The sequence below is a fragment of the Enterobacter sp. Ap-867 genome (genome assembly GCF_011752855.1).
GTDB lineage: Bacteria > Pseudomonadota > Gammaproteobacteria > Enterobacterales > Enterobacteriaceae > Cedecea.
Window position 1 is genome coordinate 211,095 of sequence record NZ_VWWS01000002.1, and the last position, 26,392, is coordinate 237,486.

The window sequence follows — 26,392 nt, forward strand, 5'->3', positions numbered from 1 at the left end:
GCCCTTCCTTGAAATTACAGGCTGCCAGGCGTTCTGGCGGCTCTGCCCGCGGATTTAATCGTCTTACTGCTACGTTGCCCGCCGAGGCTCTCCAGACGCATCTGGAACGGTGGGAACGGCATCTCGATGTTGTGCTCGCGGAAGCCCTGCAGAATCAGCTGGTGGATTTCGTGGCGCAGCGGCATTCGGTGGCCCATTTCCGCCGCGTGAATACGCAGTTCGAACATCTGGATACCTTGCTGGAGATCAACCAGGAAGGCTTCCGGCGCTGGCGTATCGAGCACCAGCGTGCAGCGGTGTGCGGCTTCCAGCAGGATCTGGGTGACCTCTTCCGTATTTGCTTCTGACGGAGCAGGAATAGTGAGTACCACGCGCGTGACCGAGTCCGAAAGCGACCAGTTGATGAACTGTTCGGTAATAAAGGCCTGATTCGGCACGATGATTTCTTTGCGGTCCCAGTCGCTGATGGTTGTCGCGCGGGTGTTAATTCGCGTGATGGTGCCCGTCAGATCGCGGATGGTGACCGTGTCGCCGATGCGTATCGGCTTCTCGAACAGAATAATCAGGCCGGAGACGAAGTTGGCAAAGATTTGCTGTAAACCGAAGCCTAAGCCCACGCTGAGCGCCGCCACCAGCCACTGCAGTTTGGACCATTCAATCCCCACCATCGAGAAGCCAACCAGGCCGCCAATCAGCAGCAGCAGGTACTTCGTGATGGTTGTGATCGCATAGCCGGTGCCGGGGGTTAAGTTCAGGTGCTGGAGAATCGCCAGCTCCAGCAGCGCGGGCAGGTTACGCACCAGTTGGGTGGTAATAATCAGCACTAGAATGGCAATCAGTACCGCACCAAGCGTAATCGGCTCGATGCTTTCCACACCCTGAACCGTGGAGGTGACATCCCACAGAGTAATGTTGCCGAGGAAGCCAAACGCCGAGTGGATTTCCGACCACAGAACGATCACCGACAGCAGGGCGATCAGCGTCAGAATCGAGCGAACCAGGCGCAGGGACTGGGCGCTGATGGTATCCAGATCGACTTCCGGTTCGTCCACGGTTTCGGCCGATCCTTCAGTGCTGTTGGCATGCGCCGTCTCTTCTTCGCCACGCGCTCGCTGGGCCAGGATTTCAGCCCGGCGGTGTTTGGCACGATCAAAGGCCAGACGGCGGCGCTGAATCAGCATCCAACGGCGAATAATGTGATAAATCACCAGCAGCAGGAACCAGATAGCCACCGAGGTTTCCAGCCGCGCCAGTAGCGCCTGAGCCGTCGCCAGATAGCCGACGACAGCCGCCAGAATGGCCATCAGCGGTGCGCAAAGCAGCAGGTTCCAAAGAATGGTATTGACGATGTTGTCGCCATCGCCCTGTTTGTCGAGGTAGAGCGGCAGCCCGGCGCGCTTAAGGCTAAGCGTGACGATAGCCAGCGCGCCGCAAATCATGATGAAGCAAAGCCTGCCCAGAGAGGCAGAAAACTCTCTGTCGTTGAGGTTATCGAACATAATCAGCGCCATGATCAGCGGCACAATCAGGCCAATGCTCATGATGTAGTAGCGCATGGCCCGGCCTACGCGCTCGCGCGGCCAGCCGAAATGCACCACAAACAGCCCGGTAGGGCGGGCGAAGGTTGCACAGATCATCACCCCCCAAAGCAGGGGAACCGTGGCGGTTACACCGTCGCCAATCGCCACGGCGATAGGGTAAGGCCATGCCTCCTGCAAACCATAGCCGAGCGTCGCCCACAGTACGGGAAGCGGAGAGGCGACCAGAATCGACCAGAACACGGTGCGCAGCGTCAGGCGGAAGTGATCCTGGGTCACTTTGCCGACTTTGGCGCTGGAGCGCTCCAGGAAGGCGGTGAAGTGTCGGCGCGAGCTAATGCTAAACCCGACCAGAATCAGCGCACCAAAGAGCGGCAGCAGCGTCTCTTTGCTGGTCACCATCATGATCGCGGCCTTCCCCAACTGACTGAAGGTATCCAGCGAGACCAGACGCCGCAGATCCTGAACGATTTCCAGCGGCCAACTGATGCCGATTGGGCTGACGTCCGATGTCCAGAACAGGTAGCGGTGGGTCGCCTCGTTCACCTCTTTCAGGGCATCTTCCAGCTGGCTGTTGGCCACTTTCAGCTTGGTGAGTTCAAGGATCAGGGTATCGCCGCCCTGCAACAGCGAATTCAGCAGCTCTCGCTGGGTGCGAAGCTGGGCCTGCAGGATCTTATTTTGTTCCGGCGTTAACGGGCTGCCGTCTGCCTGGCGAACCTGTCGCAGTTGAGCATGCTTATTGAGCAAATCTTCATAGTGCAGGCGCTCTACGCGCAGCTGAGCCAGCTCGGTATCCAGTTGCTGCGGTTTGGGCATGTCCGGCAGCCGGGCGACCTGGGCACGAAGCGCTTCACCCAGCACGTTGGAAACGCCGAGCCACTGGGACTGCTCGCGGAGCGTATTCAACGCCTGGCGGACCTCCAGCGTCTGGTTATTAGCCTGCCGCTGCTGAGAGGCGACCAGGTCCATACGCTGAGCTTGCTGATTGAGTGCCTGGGAAAGCTCGCGGTTATTTTTGAACTGCTCGACGATTTCCGGCGGCAGGTTAGCGCTGGTTTCCGCCAGCAGTTCGGTGCTTTCCAGCGCCTGTTCCGCCTCACGTTGGCGCTGGCTATTGAGCTGATTTCTCAACGCCTGGAGATAGGCATCCAGCTGGGTGCTTTGCTTCTGCGCCAGTTCGGCGCGCATGCGCGAAAGCTCCTGGCGGTTGTTAGCGGAAAGCTGCGCCAGTTCGAGTTCATCAACCTGCGCTTTCAGGCGTGCGGATTCGGCCTGCAGCAGGAAGTGCTGGGCCTGGGCGAGCGGGGTACTGCCGATTTGCTGGGAACCGGCGCGGCGCTCGATATCGTTCAGCTGGCGGCGCGCATCCGTTTGCTGCTGAGGCAGCTGGCTTAACGAATCGCTGATGTCCCGGGTTCTTTCCTGTTCCTGCTGAGCAAGGCGGCTTTTGTCCAGAAGCTGGCTGCTGACCTGCAGGATCTCCTGGTTCAGCGCGTCGCTGCTCATGCCCGGGGAAACTTCCTCGGGTTCATCGCGCAGGTTGGTCAGTTGCTTACGCAGGGTTTGCGACAGTTTAGGGAAATTATCAATGACTTGTTGGTATTGTTCGGCGCGTTCGAGCGAGGCTTTACGCTCGTCCAGCGCATTCAGTGCCGACTGGAGTGCTTCAACAATTTCTGCCTGGTTAGGCGTGTTTTTGGCGGCCTTAGCCTGCTCCAGTTCTTGCGAGATTTGTTTTGCATCGGGGGCTGTCGCTGCGTATGCCCCCAGGCTGAGGCACCAGGCCATCAGGAACGTGATAATCAGGCGCACGTCAGTTACCTATAACGTTGCTGGGAAAGAGGGAAAACCATGTCTCCCTCTTGGATGTTTTAGCAGAAAATCAATGGGTTGATTTTCGTGGTTAAGTGCTGTGAGCTTGCAGGCTCCGGGGTGACCGGTCGCCTGATTTTAGACGTTATTCTGCGGTTTTTGGCGCTTCGGGTTCGTCTGCTTTGGTGTCCAGCACCTCGGCAGGGATTTCGCTCACCGGAACTTCAGGCTCAATGACGGGTTCGCTTGAGACAGCCAGCACTTCGCCGATTTTGGTGACGGACAGGTTTTTCAGCTGCTCTGCCAGGTTTACTTTACCCGGTGCAAAGAGGTTAATCACCGTCGAGCCCAGCTTGAAGCGACCCATTTCCTGGCCCTTAAGCAGTGCAACGGCGCCTTCACTTTCGCCTGCAGGCCATGTCCAGCGTTTAATCACGCCTTCACGTGGTGGCGTAATGGTGCCAGCCCAAACGGTTTCAATGCTGCCAACAATGGTAGCACCAACCAGAATTTGCGCCATTGGGCCAAACTCGGTGTCGAACAGGCAGATCACGCGTTCATTACGGGCAAATAGGTTAGGGACGTTTTGCGCCGTCAGGTGATTGACAGAGAAAAGGTCACCCGGAACATAGATCATTTCACGCAGAATGCCGTTACACGGCATGTGCACGCGGTGGTAGTCGCGAGGTGAAAGATAAGTTGTGACGAAGCTGCCGTTGCGGAACAGGTCGGCCATCAGGTAGTTACCTGCCAGCAGCGCTTCCAGGCTGTAGTTATGGCCTTTTGCCTGCAGGATTTTATCTTCTTCGATGTTGCCCAACTGGCTGATCACACCGTCGGCCGGCATCACTAGCACGTTAGGATCGGTATTTACCGGGCGCACGTCGTCGCGCAGCGGGCGCACAAAAAAGTCATTGAAGGTGCGGTAAGCGGCGGTGTCCGGCTTCTGCGCCTCATTCATGTCGACTTTGTAGTATTTGACGAACAGATCGATGACCAGTTTGGTCAGCCAGCCAGCACGTTTGCTTGCGCCCCAGCCCGCCAGGCGAGTCAGCCACAGTTTTGGCAGAATGTACTGCAGCGAAAGTTTAATGTTGTCTAACAAAATAGCCTCCTGGCTAAATGCCCTCTATGTGGGCCGATACAGAAAAGGGGCGATTCTAGCGACGCCCAGCTTAATTGTCAGTTGTCCGTATCAGAAAAGCTTTTACGCGTTTTTACCTGCGCCATGCTTTCCAGAATACGGTGGTAGTTTTCGAAACGTGTTTCAGCGATCTGGCCTTGTTCCACGGCTTCTCGCAGGGCACAGCCTGGGTCATTGTCGTGGCGGCAGTCGCGGTATTTACAACGGCCTAAATAATCATGGAATTCGACAAACCCGTGGGTGATTTGTTCATGCTCGAGGTGCCAGAGGCCAAACTCACGTACGCCGGGGGAATCAATGACATCACCGCCGCCCGGGAAGTGATAAAGGCGGGAAGCCGTGGTGGTGTGCTGGCCAAGACCAGAGACGTCGGAAACGTCATTCACCAGAATTTGTTTATCGGTGAAGCCTAACAGGTGATTCAGCAGGCTTGATTTACCCACACCGGACTGGCCCGCAAAGATGCTGATGCGGCCCACGAGCTCGGCTTCAAGCTCTTTAAGCCCTTCTGCTTTATAGCTGGAAACCATCAGCACGCGATAGCCAATTTTGCGGTAGATATCCATCTGCTCGTTAACGAAGGCCCGGCCTTCATCGTCCAGCAGATCGGTTTTGTTCAGCACCAGCAGTGGCTCAACGTCGAGGGTTTCGCAGGCAACGAGATAGCGGTCGATGATATTCAACGACAGCTCCGGCAGAATGGCCGAAACGATGATGATTTGGTCTATGTTGGCCGCAATCGGTTTTACGCCGTCGTAAAAGTCTGGGCGGGTCAGAACGGAGGTACGCTCATGCACGGCCTCCACAATCCCTTTTTTCGAGACGCCTTCGGCGGCCTCTTTCGCCAGGCGCCAGACTACCTTGTCGCCGGTAACCAGCGAACGAATGGTGCGACGAATGTTGCAGCGATGTACCGTGCCTTCGTGCGACTCGACGTCCGCATGCTGGCCAAAGCGGCTGATGACCGTGCCTTCGCGCGGTTCACCAAACTGGGCATCGTCATAGTCGGCTTTCTCCACGGTTTTTGTCAGACGACGCTGGTGGTTCGCGTTGACGCGGCGCTGCTGTCCTTTGGAGAGTTTATTTTTGCTCAAGCGTACTGGCTCCTGGTCGCCCCTGGGGGGCAAAACCTCTATGATACACACTATTTTATACGAATTAACCCATCGTCAAGGGTGGGGGACGCACAAGAAGGGTGGAAAATAACATGAGTGGAAACGAAAACAATCTGATTTGGATTGATTTAGAAATGACCGGTCTGGATCCCGAGCGGGATCGCATTATTGAGATTGCTACCCTGGTGACTGATGCCAACCTGAACATTCTGGCAGAAGGGCCAACCATCGCGGTACATCAGTCTGATGCACAGCTGGCGTTAATGGATGACTGGAACGTTCGCACCCATACCGCAAGCGGGCTGGTTGAGCGCGTGAAAGCAAGCTCGCTTGACGACCGTGCTGCGGAGTTGGCGACGCTGGAGTTTCTGAAGCAGTGGGTGCCGGCGAATACATCTCCAATTTGCGGGAACAGCATCGGGCAGGATCGTCGCTTCTTGTTTAAGTATATGCCTGAGCTGGAAGCCTACTTCCATTATCGATACCTCGACGTGAGCACGTTGAAAGAGCTGGCGCGCCGCTGGAAGCCAGAAATTCTGCCCGGCTTTAAAAAACAGGGGACCCACCAGGCGATGGACGATATTCGCGAGTCCGTAGCGGAACTGGCTTACTATCGCGAGAATTTTATTAAGCTTTAAAAACAGTCCCCTTGCCGAAAGGTGAGGGGAAAATAGCCAAAGACGACGATAAAATAATCATCATGGCGATTTAACCAGCAGTCAGACGAAAATCGCGAAAAAAAACGCTTGAGGGCTTGCGACAAAAACGAATTCTCGTATAATGCGCCTCCCGTACCGATGCAGAATTTGCAGCGTTACACAGAGCGGGAATAGCTCAGTTGGTAGAGCACGACCTTGCCAAGGTCGGGGTCGCGAGTTCGAGTCTCGTTTCCCGCTCCAAAATTTGATTTGGCTTTTACAGCCATGCACCACCCAAGCGGGAATAGCTCAGTTGGTAGAGCACGACCTTGCCAAGGTCGGGGTCGCGAGTTCGAGTCTCGTTTCCCGCTCCAAAATTTGATTGGCTTTTACAGCCACGCACCACCCAAGCGGGAATAGCTCAGTTGGTAGAGCACGACCTTGCCAAGGTCGGGGTCGCGAGTTCGAGTCTCGTTTCCCGCTCCAAATTTTCCTTTCAAGCATAAATTATCCACAGCGTCCAGCAAGCGTCGCGGATGGTATTTTGCTGTCTTGCAATACAACTATGAACAGACTTATCCACAGCCTTCTGTCGTTCCTCGCATCTTCTACAAATGTAATATTTATTACACCAATATTTTAATGCATTGATAATTAAGGTATTAATTTAGTGTCGAAATATTAATGTAATGCTTGCAGAAATTTTGACACTTGAATGACAACGTGTTTTTGAATGTTATGCACACGCTGTGGACATATCACGCGTCGCGCGGAAGCCCTTTCTCAATCACCCTCACCAGACGCTGTTTCTTCGGTAACTGAACCTCAACGGCCTGCTCGCTTCGTCTGGCTAATTGTTGCGCAATCGCCCATTCAATGTGCTCATCCAGAAGTGGGTGCTCACCTTGTCTCTGTTCAAGCGCGGCCAGATTCGCCTCATCCCAGGGCGCGTTGCCCAGCGCAACGGCGATATTACGCAGCCAGCGAAGGTGGCCAATGCGACGGATCGCTGAACCTTCGGTCACGCGCAGGAAGTGCTGCTCACTCCAGGCAAACAGCTCGATCAACGGCGGAGAATGGAGTGCCTTACGAGGGCTGAAGTCATCTTCTTCGCTAAGCTGCGAGTAGCGGTTCCACGGGCAGATTAGCTGGCAGTCATCGCAGCCGTAGATGCGGTTGCCGATAAGCGGCCGGAATTCTTCCGGGATTGCGCCTTCAAGTTCTATGGTCAGATAGGAAATACACCGTCTTGCGTCCACCGTGTAGGGCTCGACGATGGCGTTGGTCGGGCAAAGGGTCATGCAGGCTACACAGCGGCCGCAGCCCTCCTCAACGGGGGAATCAATCGGCAGCGGAATGTCGACCAGCAATTCGCCGAGGAAGAAGAACGAACCCGACTCGCGATTAAGGATTAGTGAGTGCTTACCTGTCCAGCCCAGCCCGGCTTTTTCGGCCAGGGGGCGCTCAAGAAGCGGCGCGGAGTCAACAAAAGGTCTAAAATTCAGCGTGGAGCAGTGGGACTGAATCATTTCCCCCAGCTTTTTTAAGCGGTTACGCAAGACTTTATGGTAATCACGGCCCAGCGCGTAGCGGCTGACGTAACCTAGCTGCGGGTTTTTCAGCGTTGAGGCGAAGGCGGCGTTGGTTGGAAGGTAATTCATGCGAACGCTAATGACCCTAAGCGTACCGGGCACCAGTTCGTGTGGGCGCGCGCGCATCATGCCGTGCCGGGCCATCCAGTCCATTTCACCGTGATATTGCTTGTCGAGCCATTCCTGCAGCTGCGGCTCGCTGGCGGTGAGATCGGTATCGGTAATACCGACCTGCTGGAAGCCAAGATCTTTGCCCCATTGTTTAATGCTTTGCGCTAACTGATTGTAATCGAGGGGCTGTGACATGACGGACCATAACCTGAAAAAGTACGTCAAAAGTATACCACATTCGGTCTGGCCGGCAGACTGGCTGCGTAATGCTGAAAAAGACGCCGCCGATAGCCTGGGCATTACGCTTTATGAACTGATGCAGCGTGCCGGTGAAGCGGCATTTCAGATTGCCCGCACGCGTTATCCTGACGCTCGCCACTGGCTGATTGTCTGTGGGCACGGAAATAACGGCGGAGACGGGTATGTCGTTGCCCGGCTGGCGCAGGCGGCTGGTTTTCAGACAACGTTGCTGGCGGTAGAAAGCGATAAGCCCTTGCCCGAAGAAGCCGCTCAGGCGCGTGAAGCGTGGCTTAATGCGGGCGGCGTTCCGCACGATCCCGATAAAATCTGGCCCGCAGACGTTGATTTGATTGTTGATGCCTTGCTGGGCATTGGCTTAAGTAGCGCGCCGCGTGAAGGTATTGCTCAACTGATTGAGCATATAAACGATCACCCTGCACCGGTTGTTGCGTTGGATATTCCTTCTGGTCTGCTGGCAGAAACGGGCGCTGTGCCCGGCACGGTGGTTAAGGCGGCGGATACGGTGACGTTTATCGCACTCAAACCAGGTTTACTCACAGGGAAGGCGCGAGATGTGGTTGGTAGATTGCACTATGCCGCTCTGGGGCTTGAACCCTGGCTCGAAAGGCAGATCGCGCCCATTTCCCGGTTTGATGTTCAGCAGCTTGCCGGGTGGATTAAACCGAGGCGGCCGACTTCGCATAAAGGGGATAACGGGCGGCTGGTACTGATTGGTGGCGACAGCGGCACTGCCGGAGCCATTCGTATGGCCGGCGAAGCTTCGCTTCGTGCAGGCGCGGGTCTTGTTCGGGTACTTACTCGTGCTGAAAACGTTGCGCCACTGCTTACCGCTTGCCCTGAGTTAATGGTTCATGAGCTGACGCCACAATCGCTTGATGAGGCTCTGGAATGGGCGGATGTGGTGGCCATTGGGCCAGGGCTTGGGCAGCAGGAATGGGGCAAGAAAGCGCTGCAGAAAGTCGAAAACAGCCGTAAACCGATGCTTTGGGATGCGGACGCGCTTAACCTTCTGGCAATCAACCCGGATAAACGTCAGAATCGCGTGATTACGCCTCATCCCGGCGAAGCGGCACGGCTGCTAAATTGCGCTGTGTCACAAATTGAGAGTGACCGCTTACTTGCAGTAAGGCGTTTGGTCAAACGTTATGGCGGAACCGTGGTCTTAAAAGGTGCCGGCACGCTGGTTGCCAGCCACGATCGGCTGGGCGTTATCGACGTTGGCAATGCCGGGATGGGAAGCGGTGGAATGGGGGATGTGCTGTCGGGGATCATTGCCGCATTGCTGGCACAGAAGCTTACCCCTTATGATGCTGCCTGTGCAGGCTGCGTGGCCCACGGCGCGGCGGCTGATGTTTTAGCTCGCCAGCGAGGCATGCGCGGCATGCTGGCAAGCGACCTGCTTTCAACGCTTTACCTGTTTGTTAACCCGGATTTGAATACCTGAAGCCATTATGAATCGAGTTATTGCATTACCTGAAGAAGCGGCAACGTTAGCGTTGGGTGAACGCCTGGCACAGGCCTGTGAGGGCGCGACGGTGATTTACCTTTATGGTGACCTCGGCGCGGGCAAAACCACCTTTAGCCGTGGTTTTTTACAGGCCCTGGGGCACAAGGGCAACGTTAAAAGCCCAACCTATACATTAGTTGAGCCATATCAGCTTGATAACCTGATGGTTTATCACTTTGACTTGTATCGTCTGGCAGACCCCGAAGAGCTTGAATTTATGGGGATCCGTGACTATTTCACCAACGACGCAATTTGCCTGGTGGAATGGCCGCAGCAGGGGACAGGTGTGCTCCCGGACCCGGATGTCGAAATTCACCTGAGCTACGAGGCGCAAGGTCGCGAAGCGCGCATTGCCGCCGTTTCCTCATCTGGTGAAGCGTTACTGGCGCGGTTAGCCAAATAGCAAGGATGACGGGATGATCTATCGCGTGAAAGGTTGGTTGATGGCTGGATTCCTGCTGCTGTGCTGTGCACAAGCGGGGGCGGCGGCGCTGTCTGATATTCAGGTTTCCAACGGTGAAAATCAGGCACGTATCACTTTTAGTTTTATGGGCGACCCGGAATACACTTTTTCACAGGATAATAAGCGAAGCGTTGCGCTGGATATCAAACAAACCGGCGTGATTCGCGGACTGCCTTTGCAGTTTAGCGGCAGTAATCTGGTGAAAAGCATTAGCGCCGGACAGCCAAAAGACGATCAATCTTTGCGCCTGGTCGTCGATTTAACCCAGCCTGGTAAAACCCGCGCGGTGAAACAGCAAAACGGTGCCAACTATACCGTTATCTTTACAATCAACGCTGATGCACCTCCACCTCCACCTCCACCACCGCCGCCGGTTGTGGCTAAGCGCGTTGAACCCGTTGCCCCCGTTCAGGCTCCAGATCCTGCCCGTAATCCCTTTAAGCCTCAGCAGGTCACCGGCGTTATAGGTTCTAATACCGTGACTCGCCCGGCGGCTCGTGCAAAAAACAGTGGCCCGTCGGATACCGTTGTGGTCGCCATTGATGCCGGTCACGGCGGTCAGGATCCCGGTGCGATTGGCCCCGGCGGCACGCAGGAAAAGAACGTCACTATTTCTATCGCGCGGAAGCTGAAAGCCCTGCTGAATGATGACCCGATGTTCCGTGGCGTACTGACCCGTGATGGGGATTATTTTATCTCGGTCATGGGGCGTTCAGATGTAGCACGTAAGCAGAATGCAAACCTGCTTGTGTCCATTCATGCGGATGCAGCGCCGAATCGCGATGCCACTGGCGCATCCGTCTGGGTGCTTTCTAACCGCCGTGCAAACAGTGAAATGGCGGGCTGGCTGGAGCAGCACGAGAAACAATCTGAGTTGCTGGGCGGCGCGGGAGATGTGCTGGCAAATAGCCAGGCCGACCCCTACCTGAGCCAGGCTGTGCTGGATTTGCAGTTCGGTCATTCTCAGCGCGTCGGGTATGATGTCGCGACCAAAGTGCTGGCTCAGCTGCAGCGCGTAGGCTCTTTGCATAAGCGCCGCCCGGAACACGCGAGCCTGGGCGTGCTGCGTTCACCGGATATTCCTTCTCTGTTGGTTGAAACGGGCTTCATCAGCAACAGTTCCGAAGAGCGCTTGCTTGGCAGCGACTCTTACCAGCAGCAAATAGCTCAGGCCATTTATGAGGGGCTGCGTAACTATTTCCGCGAGCACCCGCTGCAGTCTGCTCCATCGAATGAGCAAACTGCCCGTAGCCAACTGGGTTCGCCGCAGCAGGTCGCGGTGACCAACTAAGGAGATAACATGCCGATTCAGGTTCTGCCGCCGCAGCTTGCGAACCAGATCGCCGCTGGCGAGGTTGTAGAGCGCCCTGCGTCGGTAGTGAAGGAGCTGGTTGAGAACAGCCTTGATGCCGGGGCCACGCGCATAGATATCGACATTGAACGTGGTGGCGCGAAGCTCATTCGTATTCGGGACAACGGCTGCGGTATCAAGCAGGAAGAGCTGGCGCTGGCGCTGGCTCGCCACGCCACCAGTAAAATTGCTTCGCTTGACGATCTGGAGGCCATTATCAGCCTCGGGTTTCGTGGCGAAGCGCTGGCAAGTATCAGCTCCGTTTCCCGCCTGACCCTGACATCGCGTACCGCAGAACAAAATGAAGCCTGGCAGGCCTACGCCGAAGGGCGTGACCAGGCTGTGACGGTCAAACCAGCCGCGCACCCCGTTGGAACAACGCTCGAAGTGCTCGATCTGTTTTACAACACGCCTGCGCGCCGAAAGTTCATGCGCACCGAAAAAACCGAATTTAATCATATTGATGAAGTGGTCCGCCGCATTGCGCTGGCGCGGTTCGACGTTTCTATCACGCTTAATCACAACGGCAAAATGATCCGCCAGTACCGTGCCGTACAGGAAGATGCGCCACGCGAGCGTCGCCTGGGGGCCATTTGCGGTACGCCGTTTCTTGAACAGGCGCTGGCCATTGAGTGGCAGCACGGGGATTTGATGCTACGTGGCTGGGTTGCTGAGCCTTCTGCAACCACTTCGGCCCTGGCGGAGATCCAATATTGTTATGTTAACGGGCGCATGATGCGCGACCGCTTAATTAACCATGCGATTCGCCAGGCCTGTGAAGACAAACTGGGCGTGGATCAGCAGCCAGCCTTTGTGCTGTATCTGGAGATCGATCCGCATCAGGTGGACGTTAACGTTCACCCTGCGAAGCATGAGGTGCGTTTCCATCAGTCACGGCTGGTGCATGACTTTATTTATCAGGGCGTGATAAGCGTACTTCAGCAGCAGGGTGAGAACGCTCTGGCGCTGGAAGAAACGGCGGAAACGCCCGTTGAGCGCTGGCAACCGGAGAACCGTGTTGCCGCCGGGCGCAATCAGTTTGCCACGCCAGCCGTCGCGCGTGAGCCCCGTGAGACTGCGCCAAGGCAGATTTCGTCTACATCTGGCAGCGGTGGCCGTCCAGCCGGGGTCGGAGGTACGCCCCTTTGGCCACACGCAGCGCCTGGCTATCAAAAGCAGCAGGGTGCCCTTTACCATCAGTTGCTTGAGACGCCTGAGGTCGAGCCAAAACCTGCCGTTCGTGCTGAAGAACCAGCTGCGTTAGAGGGCCACTCGCAAAGTTTTGGCCGGGTGTTAACGGTTTTACCGCCGGATAAAGCTTTGCTGGAGCGACAGGGCAAACTTTCGCTGCTTTCGCTGGTGGTGGCCGAACGGTGGCTAAAACAGGCGCAACTGGCGCCGGGGAGTGAAGGCCTGCGTGCTCAGCCGCTGCTGATTCCGCTCCGGCTGAAAGTCAGTCGCGAAGAACATGACGTATTGGTTAAATATCAGGCGCTTTTAAAAGAAATGGGCATTGAGTTTGATACCGATGCCCGGCAGATAACAATTCGCACGGTACCTTTACCTTTACGGAAACAAAATTTACAAATCTTGATTCACGAACTGCCAGGATACCTGGCGCAACAGGCGGACGTTTCGGCGGGCCAGCTGGCTTTGTGGATTGCTCGTCATTTGGCAAGCGATCATGAACAGTGGAGTCAGGCTCAGGCGATTACCCTGCTGGCAGACGTTGAACGTCTTTGCCCGCAGTTGGTGAAATCACCCCCCAGCGGTTTACTGCAACCTGTTGATTTACAATCGGCGATGAACGCCCTGAAAGATGACTGAAGATAAAAAAAGGCCACAGGCGATTTTTTTAATGGGGCCAACGGCCTCAGGTAAGACGGCACTTGCTATTAATTTGCGTAAAACTTTGCCGGTAGAGTTGATAAGCGTAGATTCGGCCCTCATCTATCGTGGAATGGATGTCGGTACCGCTAAGCCAACGGAACAAGAGCAAGCCCAGGCGCCTCACCGGTTACTGGACCTGCTTGACCCGGCTCAGGCGTACTCTGCGGCAGATTTTCGCCGTGATGCGCTGGCCGAGATGGCTGAAATTACCGCCGCCGGGTGTATTCCGCTGCTGGTCGGTGGGACTATGCTCTATTTTAAAGCGCTGCTGGAAGGGCTTTCGCCACTGCCGTCGGCGGACCCGGAAGTCAGGGCAAGAATAGAGCAACAGGCGGCAGAGCAAGGATGGAATGCGCTGCATCGTCAACTGGAGGAAATCGATCCGGTTGCCGCTGCCCGGATTCATCCAAATGATCCGCAAAGGCTTTCCCGGGCACTGGAAGTTTTTTTCATTTCGGGTAAAACTTTAACGGAACTGACGCAAACGTCAGGAGAAGCTCTGCCGTATCAGGTGCATCAGTTCGCCATCGCCCCGGCGAGCCGTGAACTGCTCCATCAGCGAATTGAGCAGCGTTTTCATCAGATGTTAGCTTCAGGTTTTGAAGCAGAAGTGCGGGCGCTTTTTGCTCGCGGAGATTTGCATACGGAGATGCCTTCCATCCGTTGTGTGGGCTACCGCCAGATGTGGGCTTATTTGGCCGGTGAAACGTCATACGATGAAATGGTTTATCGAGGTATTTGCGCGACGCGTCAATTGGCTAAGCGCCAGATGACCTGGCTGCGTGGTTGGGAAGGTGTTCACTGGTTAGACAGTGAAAAACCTGAGCAGGCATACAGCGAAGTGCTACAGGTTGTTAGTGCGAAGCATGGGTGAATGTGTACAATTGAATCGTCAGCGTGCGCAAATTTTTACGCAGTTTTTCAGAGCTAATCGCTCTTGAGTGACAAACAACAAACATATAAGGAAAAGATAGAATGGCTAAGGGGCAATCTTTACAAGATCCGTTCTTGAACGCACTGCGTCGTGAACGTGTTCCAGTTTCTATTTATTTGGTGAATGGTATTAAGCTGCAAGGTCAAATTGAGTCTTTCGATCAGTTCGTGATCCTGTTGAAAAACACGGTCAGCCAGATGGTCTATAAGCACGCGATTTCTACCGTTGTTCCGTCTCGTCCGGTTTCTCATCATAGCAATAACACCGGCACCGGCGGTTCTGGCGGCTACCATCACGGCGGCAGCGCGCAGGCTGGTTCTGCGCCGCAACAAGACAGCGAAGAAACCGAATAAGGTTGCTTGCTGTTTTCCCGGTCGGGGGACCAGTTCAACTGCGTTCCCCGCTGGTCTTTTTGAGAGGTTATACGCTTGTTTGACCGTTATGATGCCGGTGAGCAGGCGGTACTGGTTCACATCTATTTTTCGCAAGACAAAGACATGGAAGACCTGGCGGAGTTTGAATCCCTGGTCTCTTCAGCCGGTGTCGAAGCGCTGCAGGTGGTAACCGGTAGCCGCAAGTCCCCGCACCCAAAGTATTTTGTTGGTGAAGGCAAAGCCGTTGAGATTGCCGAGGCCGTTAAGGCCACTGGGGCGTCGGTTGTGCTGTTTGATCATGCGTTATCGCCCGCCCAGGAACGTAATCTGGAAGCCCTGTGCCAGTGTCGTGTTATCGATCGCACCGGGTTAATTTTAGATATTTTTGCCCAACGTGCACGTACCCATGAGGGTAAATTGCAGGTTGAGCTGGCCCAGCTTCGCCATTTGGCTACGCGCCTGGTACGCGGCTGGACTCACCTTGAGCGCCAGAAAGGCGGGATCGGTTTACGTGGTCCAGGGGAAACCCAGCTCGAGACGGACCGTCGTCTGCTGCGCAATCGTATTATGCTGATCCTTTCGCGGTTAGAGCGCGTAGAAAAACAGCGCGAGCAGGGACGGCGTTCACGTAATAAAGCCGATGTGCCGACGATTTCATTGGTGGGTTACACCAACGCCGGTAAATCCACGCTATTTAATAGAATTACCGCGGCCGATGTTTATGCCGCGGATCAGCTATTTGCCACACTCGATCCTACACTGCGCCGTATTGACGTCGCCGATGTGGGCGAAACCGTGCTGGCAGATACTGTCGGTTTTATTCGCCACCTGCCTCACGATCTGGTAGCGGCGTTTAAGGCCACTTTGCAGGAGACACGTCAGGCCACGCTGTTGTTACACGTGATTGACGCGGCCGACTTCCGGATGCAGGAAAACATTGCAGCAGTCGATACCGTACTGGAAGAGATTGAGGCGAATGAAATCCCTACGCTGTTGGTCATGAATAAAATCGATGCGCTGGATGAGTTTGAGCCGCGTATCGACAGGAACGACGAGAATGTGCCGATCCGCGTCTGGCTTTCCGCACAGACCGGTGCCGGTGTCCCACTGCTTTTCCAGGCTCTGACGGAGCGTTTGTCTGGTGAAATTGCGCAGCATACGCTGCGTTTACCCCCTCAGGCAGGGCGTTTGCGGAGCCGTTTTTATCAGCTTCAGGCAATAGAAAAAGAGTGGACAGAGGAAGACGGGTGCGTGGGGTTAGAAGTTCGTATGCCTATCGTGGACTGGCGTCGCCTCTGTAAACAAGAACCGGCACTCGCGGATTACATCGTTTAGATGTCATCAGACTGGTTCATATACCCTAAATAATTCGAGTTGCAGGCAGGCGACAAGGCCGAGAGTTCCCAGGAGCATAGCCTAACTATGTGACTGGGGTGAGCGGGCGCAGCCAACGCACCTGCGGCTTGAAGTATGACGGGTATAAATGTCCTGAAGACTATTTCCCCCTCGGGGGATATCACCGCACAACAAATATGGAGCATAAACATGGCGTGGAATCAGCCCGGTAATAACGGACAGGACCGCGACCCGTGGGGAAGCAGCAAGCCTGGCGGCGACTCTGGGGGTAACAAAGGAGGGCGCGATCAGGGGCCACCTGATCTGGATGATATCTTCCGCAAGCTGAGTAAAAAACTCGGCGGCCTTGGCGGCGGGAAAAGCGGTGGCAGCGGCGGTGGTAATGCATCGCAGGGGCCGGGCAATCCTATTGGCGGTCGAGTGATCGGTATTGTGGCTGCAGCCGCGGTCATTATCTGGGCCGCAACCGGGTTCTATACCATTAAAGAAGCCGAACGCGGTGTTGTGACCCGCTTTGGTAAATTCAGCCATCTCGTTGAGCCGGGTCTGAACTGGAAACCGACGTTTATCGACAGCGTTCAGGCAGTGAACGTTGAGTCGGTACGTGAACTTGCGGCGTCCGGTGTGATGCTGACTTCTGACGAAAACGTCGTGCGCGTTGAGATGAACGTGCAGTACCGCGTGACCGATCCACAGCGCTATCTGTTCAGCGTGACCAGTGCTGATGACAGCCTGCGTCAAGCCACCGACAGCGCACTGCGGGGCGTTATCGGTAAATACACCATGGATAAGATCCTCACCGAGGGGCGTACCGTAATTCGTAGCGATACCCAGCGTGAGCTTGAAGAAACCATCAAGCCTTACAACATGGGTATCACGCTGCTGGACGTAAACTTCCAGACGGCACGTCCGCCAGAAGAAGTTAAGGCCGCCTTTGATGATGCGATTGCCGCTCGTGAGAACGAACAGCAGTACATCCGTGAGGCAGAAGCTTACAGCAACGAAGTACAGCCGCGTGCAAACGGCCAGGCTCAGCGTATTCTGGAAGAAGCGCGTGCATATAAAGCACAAACCGTTCTGGAAGCGCAGGGTGAAGTGGCTCGCTTCGCTAAGATGCTGCCAGAATATAAAGCCGCACCGCAGATTACTCGTGAGCGTCTATATATCGAAACCATGGAAAAAGTCCTTAGCCACACCCGTAAAGTGCTGGTTAACGATAAAGGTGGCAACCTGATGGTGCTGCCGTTGGATCAGATGTTGAAGGGCGGCGCTCAGCAGCCGGCCGCGAAGAGCGATAACAGCGCAGCGAACAATTTGCTGCGTCTGCCGCCAGCGTCCAGCTCAAGCAGCAGTGCCAGTACCTCTTCGTCCTCCTCGAGTGGCGATATCATGGATCAGCGCCGTGCCAACGCACTGCGCAACGATACCCAGCGCGTAGGGAGTGAATAACGATGCGTAAGTCTTTTGTGGCAGTAATTATCATCGTGCTGGTCGTGATCTACACCTCGCTGTTTGTGGTGCATGAGGGCGAGCGCGGCATTACATTACGCTTCGGCAAAGTCCTGCGTGATGATGAAAACAAACCGGTCGTGTATGAGCCTGGTCTGCACTTCAAGATCCCGTTCATTGAAACCGTGAAAACCCTGGATGCGCGTATCCAGACGATGGACAACCAGGCCGATCGCTTTGTAACCAAAGAGAAAAAAGACCTGATCGTTGACTCCTACATCAAGTGGCGCATCAGCGACTTCAGCCGTTACTACCTTGCCACCGGTGGTGGTGATGTTTCTCAGGCAGAAGTCCTGCTGAAGCGTAAGTTCAGTGACCGTCTGCGGTCTGAGATTGGTCGTCTGGATGTGAAAGACATCGTGACCGATTCCCGTGGTCGCCTGACGCTGGACGTCCGTGACGCTCTGAACTCCGGTTCTGCGGGCACGGATGATGAAGTCGCAACGCCTGCAGCTGACGATGCCATTGCTTCCGCAGCGGCGCGTATTACTGAAGAGACCAACGGTAAAGTGCCGGTGGTTAACCCGAACAGTATGGCGGCGTTGGGTATTGAAGTTGTGGACGTCCGTATTAAGCAGATTAACCTGCCTGCTGAAGTGTCCGAGGCGATTTACAACCGTATGCGTGCAGAGCGTGAAGCGGTTGCCCGTCGTCACCGTTCACAGGGTCAGGAAGAAGCTGAGAAGCTGCGTGCAACCGCAGACTACGAAGTTACCCGTACGCTGGCAGAAGCCGAGCGTGAAGGACGTATCTCTCGTGGTGAAGGTGATGCTGAAGCCGCGAAGCTGTTTGCTGATGCGTTTAGCCAGGATCCAGACTTCTACGCCTTTATCCGTAGCCTGCGTGCTTATGAAGCCAGCTTCCAGTCTAATCAGGACATCATGGTACTGAGCCCGGACAGCGACTTCTTCCGCTACATGAAAACGCCAGCTAATAGCTCACGCTAATCGCTGAGTAATGAGAAAGAGCCGGTTTACCGGCTCTTTTTTTATGCCCGCAAAGGATGATTATGAATTCAACAATCTGGCTGGCGCTTGCGCTGGTTTTGGTACTCGAAGGCCTGGGACCGATGCTTTTTCCGCGCATTTGGCGGCGAATGATTCTGGCTATGGCGCAATTACCGGACACGCTATTGCGCCGTTTTGGCGGTGGTCTTGTGGTTGCTGGCATCGTTATCTACTACATGTTGAGTCGCGCCAGTAGCTGAGTGAAATTTATCCGGCAGAAACTGATTTTGTATACTAAAAGGGCTGTTCATCTGAGAAACCGATGGTAGAATCCATTTTTAAGCAAACGGTGATTTTGAAAAATGGGTAACAACGTCGTCGTACTGGGCACCCAATGGGGTGACGAAGGTAAAGGAAAGATCGTCGATCTTCTGACTGAACGGGCTAAATATGTTGTGCGCTACCAGGGCGGTCACAACGCAGGTCACACTCTCGTAATCAACGGTGAAAAAACCGTTCTTCATCTTATTCCATCAGGCATTCTTCGCGAAAACGTCACCAGCATCATCGGTAACGGCGTTGTGCTGTCTCCAGCTGCGCTGATGAAAGAGATGAAAGGTCTGGAAGACCGCGGTATTCCAGTACGTGAGCGTCTGCTGCTGTCAGAAGCTTGCCCGCTGATCCTTGACTACCACGTTGCGCTGGACGTTGCGCGTGAAAAAGCTCGCGGCGCGAAAGCTATCGGTACAACCGGTCGCGGCATCGGGCCGGCTTACGAAGACAAAGTGGCCCGTCGTGGCCTGCGCGTTGGCGACCTGTTCGACAAAGCCACCTTTGCAGACAAGCTGAAAGAAGTGATGGAATACCATAACTTCCAGCTGGTGAACTTCTACAAAGTTGAAGCCGTTGACTACCAGAAAGTGCTGGACGATGCGATGGCGGTTGCCGACATTCTGACCAGCATGGTTGTGGATGTCTCTGACCTGCTGGATCAGGCGCGTCAACGCGGCGACTTCATCATGTTCGAAGGTGCTCAGGGTACGCTGCTGGACATCGACCACGGTACCTATCCGTACGTAACCTCCTCTAACACCACCGCAGGTGGCGTTGCGACCGGCTCCGGCATCGGTCCGCGCTATGTGGATTACGTTCTGGGTATTATCAAAGCTTACTCCACTCGCGTGGGTGCTGGTCCGTTCCCAACTGAACTGTTTGATGACATCGGCGAATTCCTGTGCAAACAGGGTAACGAATTCGGGGCTACTACCGGTCGTCGCCGTCGTACCGGCTGGCTGGATGCGGTTGCCGTGCGTCGTGCCGTGCAGATCAACTCCTTGTCCGGCTTCTGCCTGACCAAGCTTGACGTCCTGGACGGCCTGAAAGAAGTGAAAATCTGCGTAGGCTATCGTATGCCTGATGGTCGTGAAGTGACCACCACGCCAATGGCTGCGGATGACTGGGAAGGTATCGAACCGATTTATGAAGTGATGCCAGGCTGGTCTGAAACCACTTTCGGCGTGAAAGAGCGCAGCGGTCTGCCGCAGGCAGCGCTGAACTACATCAAACGCATTGAAGAAGTCACCGGCGTACCGATTGATATTATTTCAACCGGCCCGGACCGGACTGAAACCATGATTCTGCGCGATCCGTTCGACGCATAATGATGTCACGGGGTGTGGTTTCACACCCCGTATCGCTTTCTTCCCGCCGCTTTATTCATCATTCCAATCAAATAAATTAGCTGGCAACCATATGGCTGGTTTATCATCAATATGTACCTGCTTTAAGGTACAACTTGCCTTACGCAAAGCGTTTCCCCTCCCACCCATGAGGTTGATGTGCAGTTAACGAGTTTTACTGATTACGGTTTACGTGCTTTGATTTATATGGCTTCTCTTCCCGAAGGGAGAATGACCAATATCTCTGAAGTCACAGAGGTGTACGGCGTGTCCCGTAATCACATGGTGAAAATCATCAATCAACTCAGCCGCGCGGGCTATGTTATGGCCGTGCGAGGAAAAAATGGCGGCATTCGCCTTGGTAAGCCAGCGGAAACGATCCGCATTGGCGACGTGGTGCGCGAGCTGGAGCCGCTCTCATTGGTGAACTGTAGCAGTGAGTTTTGTCATATCACCCCCGCCTGCCGACTCAAACAGGCTTTGGCTGAGGCGGTGCAGAGTTTCCTTCAGGAACTGGACAAGCACACGCTGGCCGACCTGGTGGACCAAAACCAACCGCTCTACAAATTACTGCTGGTGGAATAATCACGATTCCATCTGCGGATGACAACGGAGGACCCGAAATGTCAAAAGATCCTTTCCAGGAACGAGAAGCCGAAAAATACGAAAACCCGATCCCAAGCCGGGAGTTTATTCTCGACCATCTCTCAAAACGTGAAAAACCGGCCAGCCGCGAAGAGCTGGCGGAAGAACTAAAAATCTCCGGTGAAGAACAGCTTGAAGCTTTGCGCCGCCGCCTCCGTGCGATGGAGCGTGATGGCCAACTGGTCTTCACCCGCCGCCAGTGTTACGCGCTGCCGGAACGCCTGGATCTGCTGAAAGGTAAAGTGATCGGCCACCGCGACGGATTCGGTTTCCTGCGAGTTGAAGGAAGTAAAGACGATCTCTATCTTTCATCCGAGCAGATGAAAATGTGCATGCATGGCGATCTGGTGCTGGCGCAGCCGCTCGGCGCGGACCGTAAAGGCCGCCGCGAAGCGCGTATTGTGCGAGTGCTGGAGCCAAGAACCGGGCTGATTGTTGGCCGCTACTTTACCGACGCAGGCGTAGGTTTTGTGGTGCCGGACGACAGCCGCCTGAGCTTCGACATTCTGATCCCGCCGGAAGCGCTGATGGGCGCCCGTATGGGCTTTGTGGTGGTGGTCGAGCTGACCCAGCGTCCGACCCGTCGTACCAAAGCGATCGGTAAGATTGTTGAAGTGCTTGGCGACAACATGGATACCGGCATGGCCGTTGATATGGCGCTGCGTACCCATGAAATCCCGCACGTCTGGCCGAAAGAAGTTGAAGCCCAGGTTGCAAAACTGAAAGAAGAAGTGCCGGAAGAAGCTAAAATCGGCCGTGTTGATCTGCGCGATCTACCGCTGGTGACCATCGACGGCGAAGACGCGCGTGACTTTGACGATGCCGTATTCTGCGAGAAAAAACGCGGCGGTGGCTGGCGCCTGTGGGTTGCGATTGCCGACGTAAGTTACTACGTTCGTCCCCCTACGGCGCTGGATAACGAAGCCCGCAATCGCGGGACGTCAGTTTACTTCCCGTCGCAGGTAGTACCGATGCTGCCGGAAGTGCTTTCAAACGGCCTGTGTTCCCTCAACCCGCAGGTTGACCGCCTGTGTATGGTCTGCGAGATGACCATCTCCGCGGCAGGGCGCCTGACGGGCTATAAATTCTATGAAGCGGTGATGAGCTCCCATGCGCGTCTGACCTACACCAAGGTCTGGCATATGCTGCAGGGCGATCAGGAACTGCGCGAGCAATATGCGCCGCTGGTTAAACACATCGAAGAGCTGCATAACCTCTACAAAGTGCTGGAAGTTTCTCGTGCTCAACGCGGCGGGATCTCGTTTGAAAGCGAAGAAGCAAAGTTTATCTTCAACGCTGAGCGCCGCATTGAGCGCGTCGAGCAGACCGTGCGTAACGATGCACACAAACTGATCGAAGAGTGTATGATCCTCGCTAACATCTCGGCGGCGCGTTTTGTCGAGAAGAATAACGAGCCAGCGCTGTTCCGCGATCACGATCGCCCAAGCAACGATGCGATCACTGCGTTCCGTTCGGTGCTGGCTGAGCTGGGCCTTGAGTTGCCAGGCGGGCAGAAACCAGAACCGCGTGATTACGCCGATCTGCTGGAATCTATCGCCGATCGCCCTGACCACGAAATGCTGCAAACCATGCTGCTGCGCTCGATGAAACAGGCGATTTACGATCCGGAAAACCGGGGGCACTTTGGTCTGGCGCTGCAGTCCTACGCGCACTTTACTTCGCCAATTCGTCGCTACCCGGACTTGTCCCTGCACCGCGCCATTAAATACTTACTGGCAAAAGAGCAGGGGCATACCGGGAACAGCACCGAATCCGGCGGCTGGCACTACAGCATGGAAGAGATGCTGCAGTTGGGTCAGCACTGCTCGATGACCGAACGCCGCGCTGACGAAGCGACTCGCGACGTAGCGGACTGGTTGAAGTGCGACTTTATGCAGGATCAGGTCGGCCAGGTATTCAACGGCATTATTGCCAGCGTAACAGGCTTCGGTTTCTTCGTGCGTCTGGACGATTTGTTTATCGACGGCCTGGTTCACGTCTCGACGTTGGACAACGACTACTACCGCTTTGACCAGATTGGTCAGCGCCTGATTGGCGAATCCGGCGGGCAGACTTATCGTCTGGGCGATCGCGTTGAGGTTCGGGTGGAAGCTGTACACATGGACGAACGTAAAATTGACTTCGCGTTGATCTCAAGCTCGCGTGCGCCGCGTGGCGAAGGTAAAACGGCAAAAGACAAAGCGAAGCGAGGCGGAAAGGGTGGTGCGCCATCTAAGCGCCGTCAGGCAGGCAAGCGCGTAAACTTCGAACCGGACAATGCTTTCCGTAAAGAGAAAGACGGAGCGAAAGCAAAGAAAGAGAAGGCTGGAAAGAAACCGAAGAAAGCCAAAGCGCCGTCTGACAAAACCCGTAAAATAGCCGCAGCAACGAAGGCGAAGCGCGCCGCGAAGAAGCAGGCGAGCTGATATTACCCTCACTCTGGCGTATTCCCTCCCGGAGAGGGAGAGGGGGCAAACAGAACGATAATGTATGCTTTTATCGTTTTCCCCCTCGCCCCTTTGGGGAGAGGGCCGGGGTGAGGGGAAAAATCCCGATTATGAACAAACCAACACGGGCGAACCCTCGTCCGCAATGAGTGATATCGATGAGTGAAATTATTTACGGCATTCACGCCGTCCAGGCCCTGCTTGAACGTGCTCCGCAGCGTTTTCAGGAAGTCTTTATCCTGAAAGGTCGCGAAGACAAGCGCCTGCTGCCGCTGATCCACGCTATTGAAGCACAAGGGATCCCGGTGCAGGTGGCAAATCGCCAGTGGCTCGACGAGAAAGCCGAAGGCGCGGTACACCAGGGTATCATCGCCCGAGTGAAGCCGGGCCGCCAGTATCAGGAAAACGATTTGCCTGACCTGATCGCCGAACACGAACGTCCGTTCCTGCTGATTCTGGACGGTGTAACAGATCCGCATAACCTTGGTGCCTGCCTGCGTAGCGCAGACGCGGCCGGTGTGCATGCCGTTATCGTCCCGAAGGATCGTTCCGCGCAGCTGAATGCGACGGCAAAAAAAGTTGCCTGTGGCGCAGCGGAGAATGTGCCGCTGATTCGCGTCACCAACCTGGCCCGCACCATGCGTCTGCTGCAGGAAGAGAACGTCTGGATCGTCGGCACCGCCGGTGAAGCGGACCATACTCTGTTCCAGAGCAAATTCACTGGCCCGATGGCGCTGGTTATGGGCGCAGAAGGTGAAGGCATGCGTCGTCTGACCCGCGAGCACTGCGATGAGTTGGTCAGCATTCCAATGGCCGGGACCGTTTCTTCTCTGAACGTGTCCGTTGCCACCGGCGTTTGCCTGTTCGAAATCGTGCGTCAGCGCGGTTAAGCCACATCATCTGAATGGGGTGGAAACACCCCGTTTGTGATCCCCCTCCGCGCAGAACCCGCATCTCCGTCCATACTTACTGGCATTGCCACAGATGGAGGGAACAGCATGCGCTGGCAAACTCACACCGTTTTTAATCAACCCAAACCCCTCAGCAACAGCAATCTTTTTCTTTCAGACATCCCGTTGCGAGAAGCTGTCGTCCGTGAAGGGGCTGGCTGGGATGTTGAACTGCTGGCCAGCATCGGCCAACAGCTGGGATCTGCAGAATCTCTGGAGCTCGGCCGCCTGGCAAACATCAATCCGCCGGAGCTGCTGCGGTTTGACGCCAGCGGAGAGCGCCTGGACGACGTTCGTTTTCACCCCGCCTGGCATTTGCTGATGCAAGGCCTGTTTGCTAATCGGGTTCACAACCTGGCCTGGCAAGAAGATGCTCGTCAGGGCGCTTTTGTTGCCCGTGCGGCTCGGTTTATCCAACATGCTCAGGTTGAAGCGGGCACGCTTTGCCCGATTACGATGACGTTTGGAGCAACGCCACTGCTGCTACAGCATTTACCCAAAGTATTTGAAGGCTGGCGCAAGCCCTTGCTGAGCGATCGCTATGATGCACATTTGCTGTCGGGTGAACAAAAACGTGGTTTGCTGATCGGTATGGGAATGACTGAAAAGCAGGGTGGATCTGACGTGCTGAGTAACACGACTCGCGCAGAACCGCTGGCTGGCCGAGGGGCCGGTGAGGCTTACCGGCTGGTGGGGCACAAATGGTTTTTCTCCGTGCCGCAAAGCGATGCGCATTTGGTGCTTGCTCAGGCTAAGGACGGACTGTCGTGCTTCTTCTTACCGCGTATTCTGCCGGACGGCCAGCGCAATGCCGTTCGTCTTGAACGGCTCAAGGACAAGCTGGGTAACCGTTCAAACGCCAGCAGTGAAGTCGAGTTCTGTGATGCCACGGCCTGGCTTATTGGTGAGGAAGGCGAAGGCATTCGTCATATTTTGAAGATGGGCGGATTTACCCGCTTCGACTGTGCGCTGGGGAGTCACGGTCTGATGCGGCGAGCACTCTCCGTGGCCTTGTGCCACGCCCTTCAGCGGCAGGCCTTTGGCAAAACGCTTATCGAACAGCCGATGATGCGTCAGCTACTGGGAAAAATGGCGCTGCGGCTTGAAGGCCAGACGGCTTTTCTTTTCCGTCTGGCGCGAGCGTGGGAGTCGCCGGACAATGCTCTACAGCTGGCCTACAGTCGTTTGTTGACCCCGGCCGCGAAATTCAGCATCTGTAAAGCAGGGATCCCTTTTGTGGCAGAAACGATGGAGGTACTGGGTGGCGTGGGCTACTGCGAAGAGAGCGAGTTGCCTCGGTTATATCGTGAAATGCCTGTAAACAGCATCTGGGAAGGATCGGGCAATATTATGAGCCTTGATGTGCTGCGCGTGTTCGCCAAACAGCCTGCGGCAATGGAGATGCTGTGCAGCGAATTTGATGAGGTTAAAGGGCAAAACCGGCATTTCGATCGCAACTGGCGGCAGTTGCAGCAGCGTTTGCGGAAGCCTCAGGAGGAGAGAGGCAGAGAAATTACTCAGCAGCTGGCTAATCTCGCCTGTGGGGCACAATTACTTAAATCACTTTCACCCCCGGCAGCGGAAGCCTGGTGCCGTATGATGCTGGATGAACGGGGAGAATCGCTTTTGCCCGAGCAGGTCATCAATGACGTGCTGCTGCGGGCAACGGGAGGCGTGGCTTAATAAAATCGCGGGCCTTTACGCGTAGAGAATGGCCTGCGCTCGCCAGCTATCGGCCAGAGAGTTTTCCTGCATCTGAATAATGCGGTACCAGGAAGCGCCTTGCTCGTCAGCTTTCAGCGCGATCATACGTTCGACGTCCTGCGGGCTGCCGGCAATGTTATTGACCGAAATTAATCCGATTTCATTGAGGCCCGTTACGCAGTCCGCGCTGGCAAACTCGGCGGACTGCGCCAGAGTCGGAATGAGGCCAACAGATAACAGCAGTGTCGTTAAGGCAAGGGATCGTTTCATTGTCAGTTCCTTATCATTTTACCCCGAAGTGACAGGGCAATCCTTCGCTTACTCAAAGCTGACCCCGCTTCCTGAGGGCGAGGTCCATTGTGCATAAGAAACGATCAAGCGGCGAAAAGCTGTGTAAATATCAATAAATAACGGCTATCGGC

21 protein-coding genes and 3 tRNA genes are annotated in these 26,392 nt (G+C 55.3%); 19 read left to right on the forward strand and 5 right to left on the reverse strand.

Translation table 11 applies throughout. From position 1 onward, the window contains the following. Positions 1-14: 14 nt before the first annotated feature. The 3 genes from mscM to rsgA all read right to left on the reverse strand — a co-directional run bounded on the left by mscM (position 15) and on the right by rsgA (position 5,591). Positions 15-3,353 (reverse strand): miniconductance mechanosensitive channel MscM, encoded by a 3,339-nt coding sequence (gene mscM, locus F3J26_RS08565; RefSeq protein ID WP_166993287.1) that lies wholly within the window; start codon positions 3,351-3,353, stop codon positions 15-17. 145 nt (positions 3,354-3,498) lie between these two features. Beyond that, positions 3,499-4,458 (reverse strand): archaetidylserine decarboxylase, encoded by a 960-nt coding sequence (gene asd, locus F3J26_RS08570; RefSeq protein WP_166993290.1) that lies wholly within the window; start codon positions 4,456-4,458, stop codon positions 3,499-3,501. 77 nt (positions 4,459-4,535) lie between these two features. Further along, positions 4,536-5,591, reverse strand: coding sequence for a small ribosomal subunit biogenesis GTPase RsgA (gene rsgA, locus F3J26_RS08575; RefSeq protein WP_205246434.1), 1,056 nt, complete (start codon positions 5,589-5,591; stop codon positions 4,536-4,538). Between the two features lie 113 nt (positions 5,592-5,704). Here rsgA and orn point away from each other — a divergent pair, with 113 nt between their 5' ends. The 4 genes from orn to F3J26_RS08595 all read left to right on the forward strand — a co-directional run bounded on the left by orn (position 5,705) and on the right by F3J26_RS08595 (position 6,736). After that, the gene (gene orn, locus F3J26_RS08580; RefSeq protein WP_008453623.1) at positions 5,705-6,250 is read left to right on the forward strand and encodes an oligoribonuclease; all 546 of its coding nucleotides are present in this window, start codon (positions 5,705-5,707) and stop codon (positions 6,248-6,250) included. A gap of 185 nt (positions 6,251-6,435) precedes the next feature. Next, positions 6,436-6,511: transfer RNA gene (locus F3J26_RS08585), tRNA-Gly, on the forward strand. A gap of 37 nt (positions 6,512-6,548) precedes the next feature. Then, positions 6,549-6,624 (forward strand) — tRNA-Gly (locus F3J26_RS08590). 36 nt (positions 6,625-6,660) lie between these two features. Next, positions 6,661-6,736 (forward strand) — tRNA-Gly (locus F3J26_RS08595). Between the two features lie 272 nt (positions 6,737-7,008). Here F3J26_RS08595 and queG read toward each other — a convergent pair. Further along, entirely contained in the window at positions 7,009-8,148 is a 1,140-nt protein-coding gene (gene queG / locus F3J26_RS08600) for a tRNA epoxyqueuosine(34) reductase QueG (protein WP_166993296.1), read from the reverse strand. On the opposite strand from queG, the gene nnr reads away from it, so the two are divergent. The 15 genes from nnr to F3J26_RS08675 all read left to right on the forward strand — a co-directional run bounded on the left by nnr (position 8,147) and on the right by F3J26_RS08675 (position 25,949). Next, on the forward strand, positions 8,147-9,658 hold the full coding sequence (gene nnr / locus F3J26_RS08605; RefSeq protein WP_166993299.1) for a bifunctional ADP-dependent NAD(P)H-hydrate dehydratase/NAD(P)H-hydrate epimerase: 1,512 nt from the start codon (positions 8,147-8,149) through the stop codon (positions 9,656-9,658). The two genes, queG and nnr, sit on opposite strands and share 2 nt — an antisense overlap. Before the next feature lie 4 nt (positions 9,659-9,662). Beyond that, the gene (tsaE, locus tag F3J26_RS08610) at positions 9,663-10,124 is read left to right on the forward strand and encodes a tRNA (adenosine(37)-N6)-threonylcarbamoyltransferase complex ATPase subunit type 1 TsaE (protein ID WP_008453617.1); all 462 of its coding nucleotides are present in this window, start codon (positions 9,663-9,665) and stop codon (positions 10,122-10,124) included. A gap of 13 nt (positions 10,125-10,137) precedes the next feature. Continuing rightward, positions 10,138-11,475: an N-acetylmuramoyl-L-alanine amidase AmiB gene (gene amiB, locus F3J26_RS08615; protein WP_166993302.1), complete on the forward strand. Its 1,338-nt coding sequence runs from the start codon at positions 10,138-10,140 to the stop codon at positions 11,473-11,475. 9 nt (positions 11,476-11,484) lie between these two features. Next, entirely contained in the window at positions 11,485-13,362 is a 1,878-nt protein-coding gene (mutL, locus tag F3J26_RS08620; RefSeq protein ID WP_166993305.1) for a DNA mismatch repair endonuclease MutL, read from the forward strand. Then, complete coding sequence (miaA, locus tag F3J26_RS08625) at positions 13,355-14,299, forward strand: tRNA (adenosine(37)-N6)-dimethylallyltransferase MiaA (protein ID WP_166993308.1); 945 nt, start codon at positions 13,355-13,357, stop codon at positions 14,297-14,299. Before mutL ends, miaA begins: the two co-directional genes overlap by 8 nt. Positions 14,300-14,400: 101 nt before the next feature. Continuing rightward, positions 14,401-14,712: an RNA chaperone Hfq gene (gene hfq / locus F3J26_RS08630; protein WP_008453608.1), complete on the forward strand. Its 312-nt coding sequence runs from the start codon at positions 14,401-14,403 to the stop codon at positions 14,710-14,712. Positions 14,713-14,787: 75 nt separating this feature from the next. Next, positions 14,788-16,068, forward strand: a complete 1,281-nt coding sequence (hflX, locus tag F3J26_RS08635) for a ribosome rescue GTPase HflX (protein WP_008453606.1) — start codon at positions 14,788-14,790, stop codon at positions 16,066-16,068. Positions 16,069-16,278: 210 nt separating this feature from the next. Continuing rightward, positions 16,279-17,538 carry an FtsH protease activity modulator HflK gene (gene hflK, locus F3J26_RS08640; RefSeq protein ID WP_166877258.1) on the forward strand — a complete coding sequence of 420 codons (1,260 nt, stop codon included), beginning with the start codon at positions 16,279-16,281 and terminating at the stop codon, positions 17,536-17,538. A 2-nt stretch (positions 17,539-17,540) separates the two neighbouring features. After that, positions 17,541-18,545: a protease modulator HflC gene (hflC, locus tag F3J26_RS08645; protein ID WP_008453602.1), complete on the forward strand. Its 1,005-nt coding sequence runs from the start codon at positions 17,541-17,543 to the stop codon at positions 18,543-18,545. A gap of 62 nt (positions 18,546-18,607) precedes the next feature. Next, positions 18,608-18,805: a DUF2065 domain-containing protein gene (locus tag F3J26_RS08650; RefSeq protein ID WP_166993311.1), complete on the forward strand. Its 198-nt coding sequence runs from the start codon at positions 18,608-18,610 to the stop codon at positions 18,803-18,805. Between the two features lie 102 nt (positions 18,806-18,907). Continuing rightward, complete coding sequence (locus F3J26_RS08655; RefSeq protein WP_008453598.1) at positions 18,908-20,206, forward strand: adenylosuccinate synthase; 1,299 nt, start codon at positions 18,908-18,910, stop codon at positions 20,204-20,206. Positions 20,207-20,383: 177 nt separating this feature from the next. Beyond that, positions 20,384-20,809 (forward strand): nitric oxide-sensing transcriptional repressor NsrR, encoded by a 426-nt coding sequence (nsrR, locus tag F3J26_RS08660; RefSeq protein ID WP_008460383.1) that lies wholly within the window; start codon positions 20,384-20,386, stop codon positions 20,807-20,809. Positions 20,810-20,847: 38 nt separating this feature from the next. Next, positions 20,848-23,295 (forward strand): ribonuclease R, encoded by a 2,448-nt coding sequence (gene rnr / locus F3J26_RS08665; RefSeq protein ID WP_008460386.1) that lies wholly within the window; start codon positions 20,848-20,850, stop codon positions 23,293-23,295. 179 nt (positions 23,296-23,474) lie between these two features. Further along, entirely contained in the window at positions 23,475-24,206 is a 732-nt protein-coding gene (gene rlmB, locus F3J26_RS08670; protein ID WP_008460387.1) for a 23S rRNA (guanosine(2251)-2'-O)-methyltransferase RlmB, read from the forward strand. A 108-nt stretch (positions 24,207-24,314) separates the two neighbouring features. After that, a complete protein-coding gene (locus F3J26_RS08675; protein WP_166993314.1) occupies positions 24,315-25,949 on the forward strand; it encodes an isovaleryl-CoA dehydrogenase in 1,635 nt (544 codons plus the stop codon). A 15-nt stretch (positions 25,950-25,964) separates the two neighbouring features. Here the strand turns inward: F3J26_RS08675 and yjfN are convergent, their stop codons facing one another. Next, positions 25,965-26,240: a DUF1471 family protease activator YjfN gene (gene yjfN / locus F3J26_RS08680; RefSeq protein ID WP_008460389.1), complete on the reverse strand. Its 276-nt coding sequence runs from the start codon at positions 26,238-26,240 to the stop codon at positions 25,965-25,967. Positions 26,241-26,392 lie beyond the last annotated feature (152 nt).

What these genes read in the sequence shown, in the direction of transcription:
- orn (WP_008453623.1), top strand. Translation starts at nt 5,705, where the DNA reads ATGAGTGGAAACGAAAACAATCTGATTTGGATTGATTTAGAAATGACC.
- nnr (WP_166993299.1), top strand. Translation starts at nt 8,147, where the DNA reads ATGACGGACCATAACCTGAAAAAGTACGTCAAAAGTATACCACATTCG.
- queG (WP_166993296.1), bottom strand. Translation starts at nt 8,148, where the DNA reads ATGTCACAGCCCCTCGATTACAATCAGTTAGCGCAAAGCATTAAACAA.
- amiB (WP_166993302.1), top strand. Translation starts at nt 10,138, where the DNA reads ATGATCTATCGCGTGAAAGGTTGGTTGATGGCTGGATTCCTGCTGCTG.
- mutL (WP_166993305.1), top strand. Translation starts at nt 11,485, where the DNA reads ATGCCGATTCAGGTTCTGCCGCCGCAGCTTGCGAACCAGATCGCCGCT.
- miaA (WP_166993308.1), top strand. Translation starts at nt 13,355, where the DNA reads ATGACTGAAGATAAAAAAAGGCCACAGGCGATTTTTTTAATGGGGCCA.
- hfq (WP_008453608.1), top strand. Translation starts at nt 14,401, where the DNA reads ATGGCTAAGGGGCAATCTTTACAAGATCCGTTCTTGAACGCACTGCGT.
- hflK (WP_166877258.1), top strand. Translation starts at nt 16,279, where the DNA reads ATGGCGTGGAATCAGCCCGGTAATAACGGACAGGACCGCGACCCGTGG.
- hflC (WP_008453602.1), top strand. Translation starts at nt 17,541, where the DNA reads ATGCGTAAGTCTTTTGTGGCAGTAATTATCATCGTGCTGGTCGTGATC.
- F3J26_RS08650 (WP_166993311.1), top strand. Translation starts at nt 18,608, where the DNA reads ATGAATTCAACAATCTGGCTGGCGCTTGCGCTGGTTTTGGTACTCGAA.
- F3J26_RS08655 (WP_008453598.1), top strand. Translation starts at nt 18,908, where the DNA reads ATGGGTAACAACGTCGTCGTACTGGGCACCCAATGGGGTGACGAAGGT.
- rnr (WP_008460386.1), top strand. Translation starts at nt 20,848, where the DNA reads ATGTCAAAAGATCCTTTCCAGGAACGAGAAGCCGAAAAATACGAAAAC.
- rlmB (WP_008460387.1), top strand. Translation starts at nt 23,475, where the DNA reads ATGAGTGAAATTATTTACGGCATTCACGCCGTCCAGGCCCTGCTTGAA.
- F3J26_RS08675 (WP_166993314.1), top strand. Translation starts at nt 24,315, where the DNA reads ATGCGCTGGCAAACTCACACCGTTTTTAATCAACCCAAACCCCTCAGC.
- yjfN (WP_008460389.1), bottom strand. Translation starts at nt 26,240, where the DNA reads ATGAAACGATCCCTTGCCTTAACGACACTGCTGTTATCTGTTGGCCTC.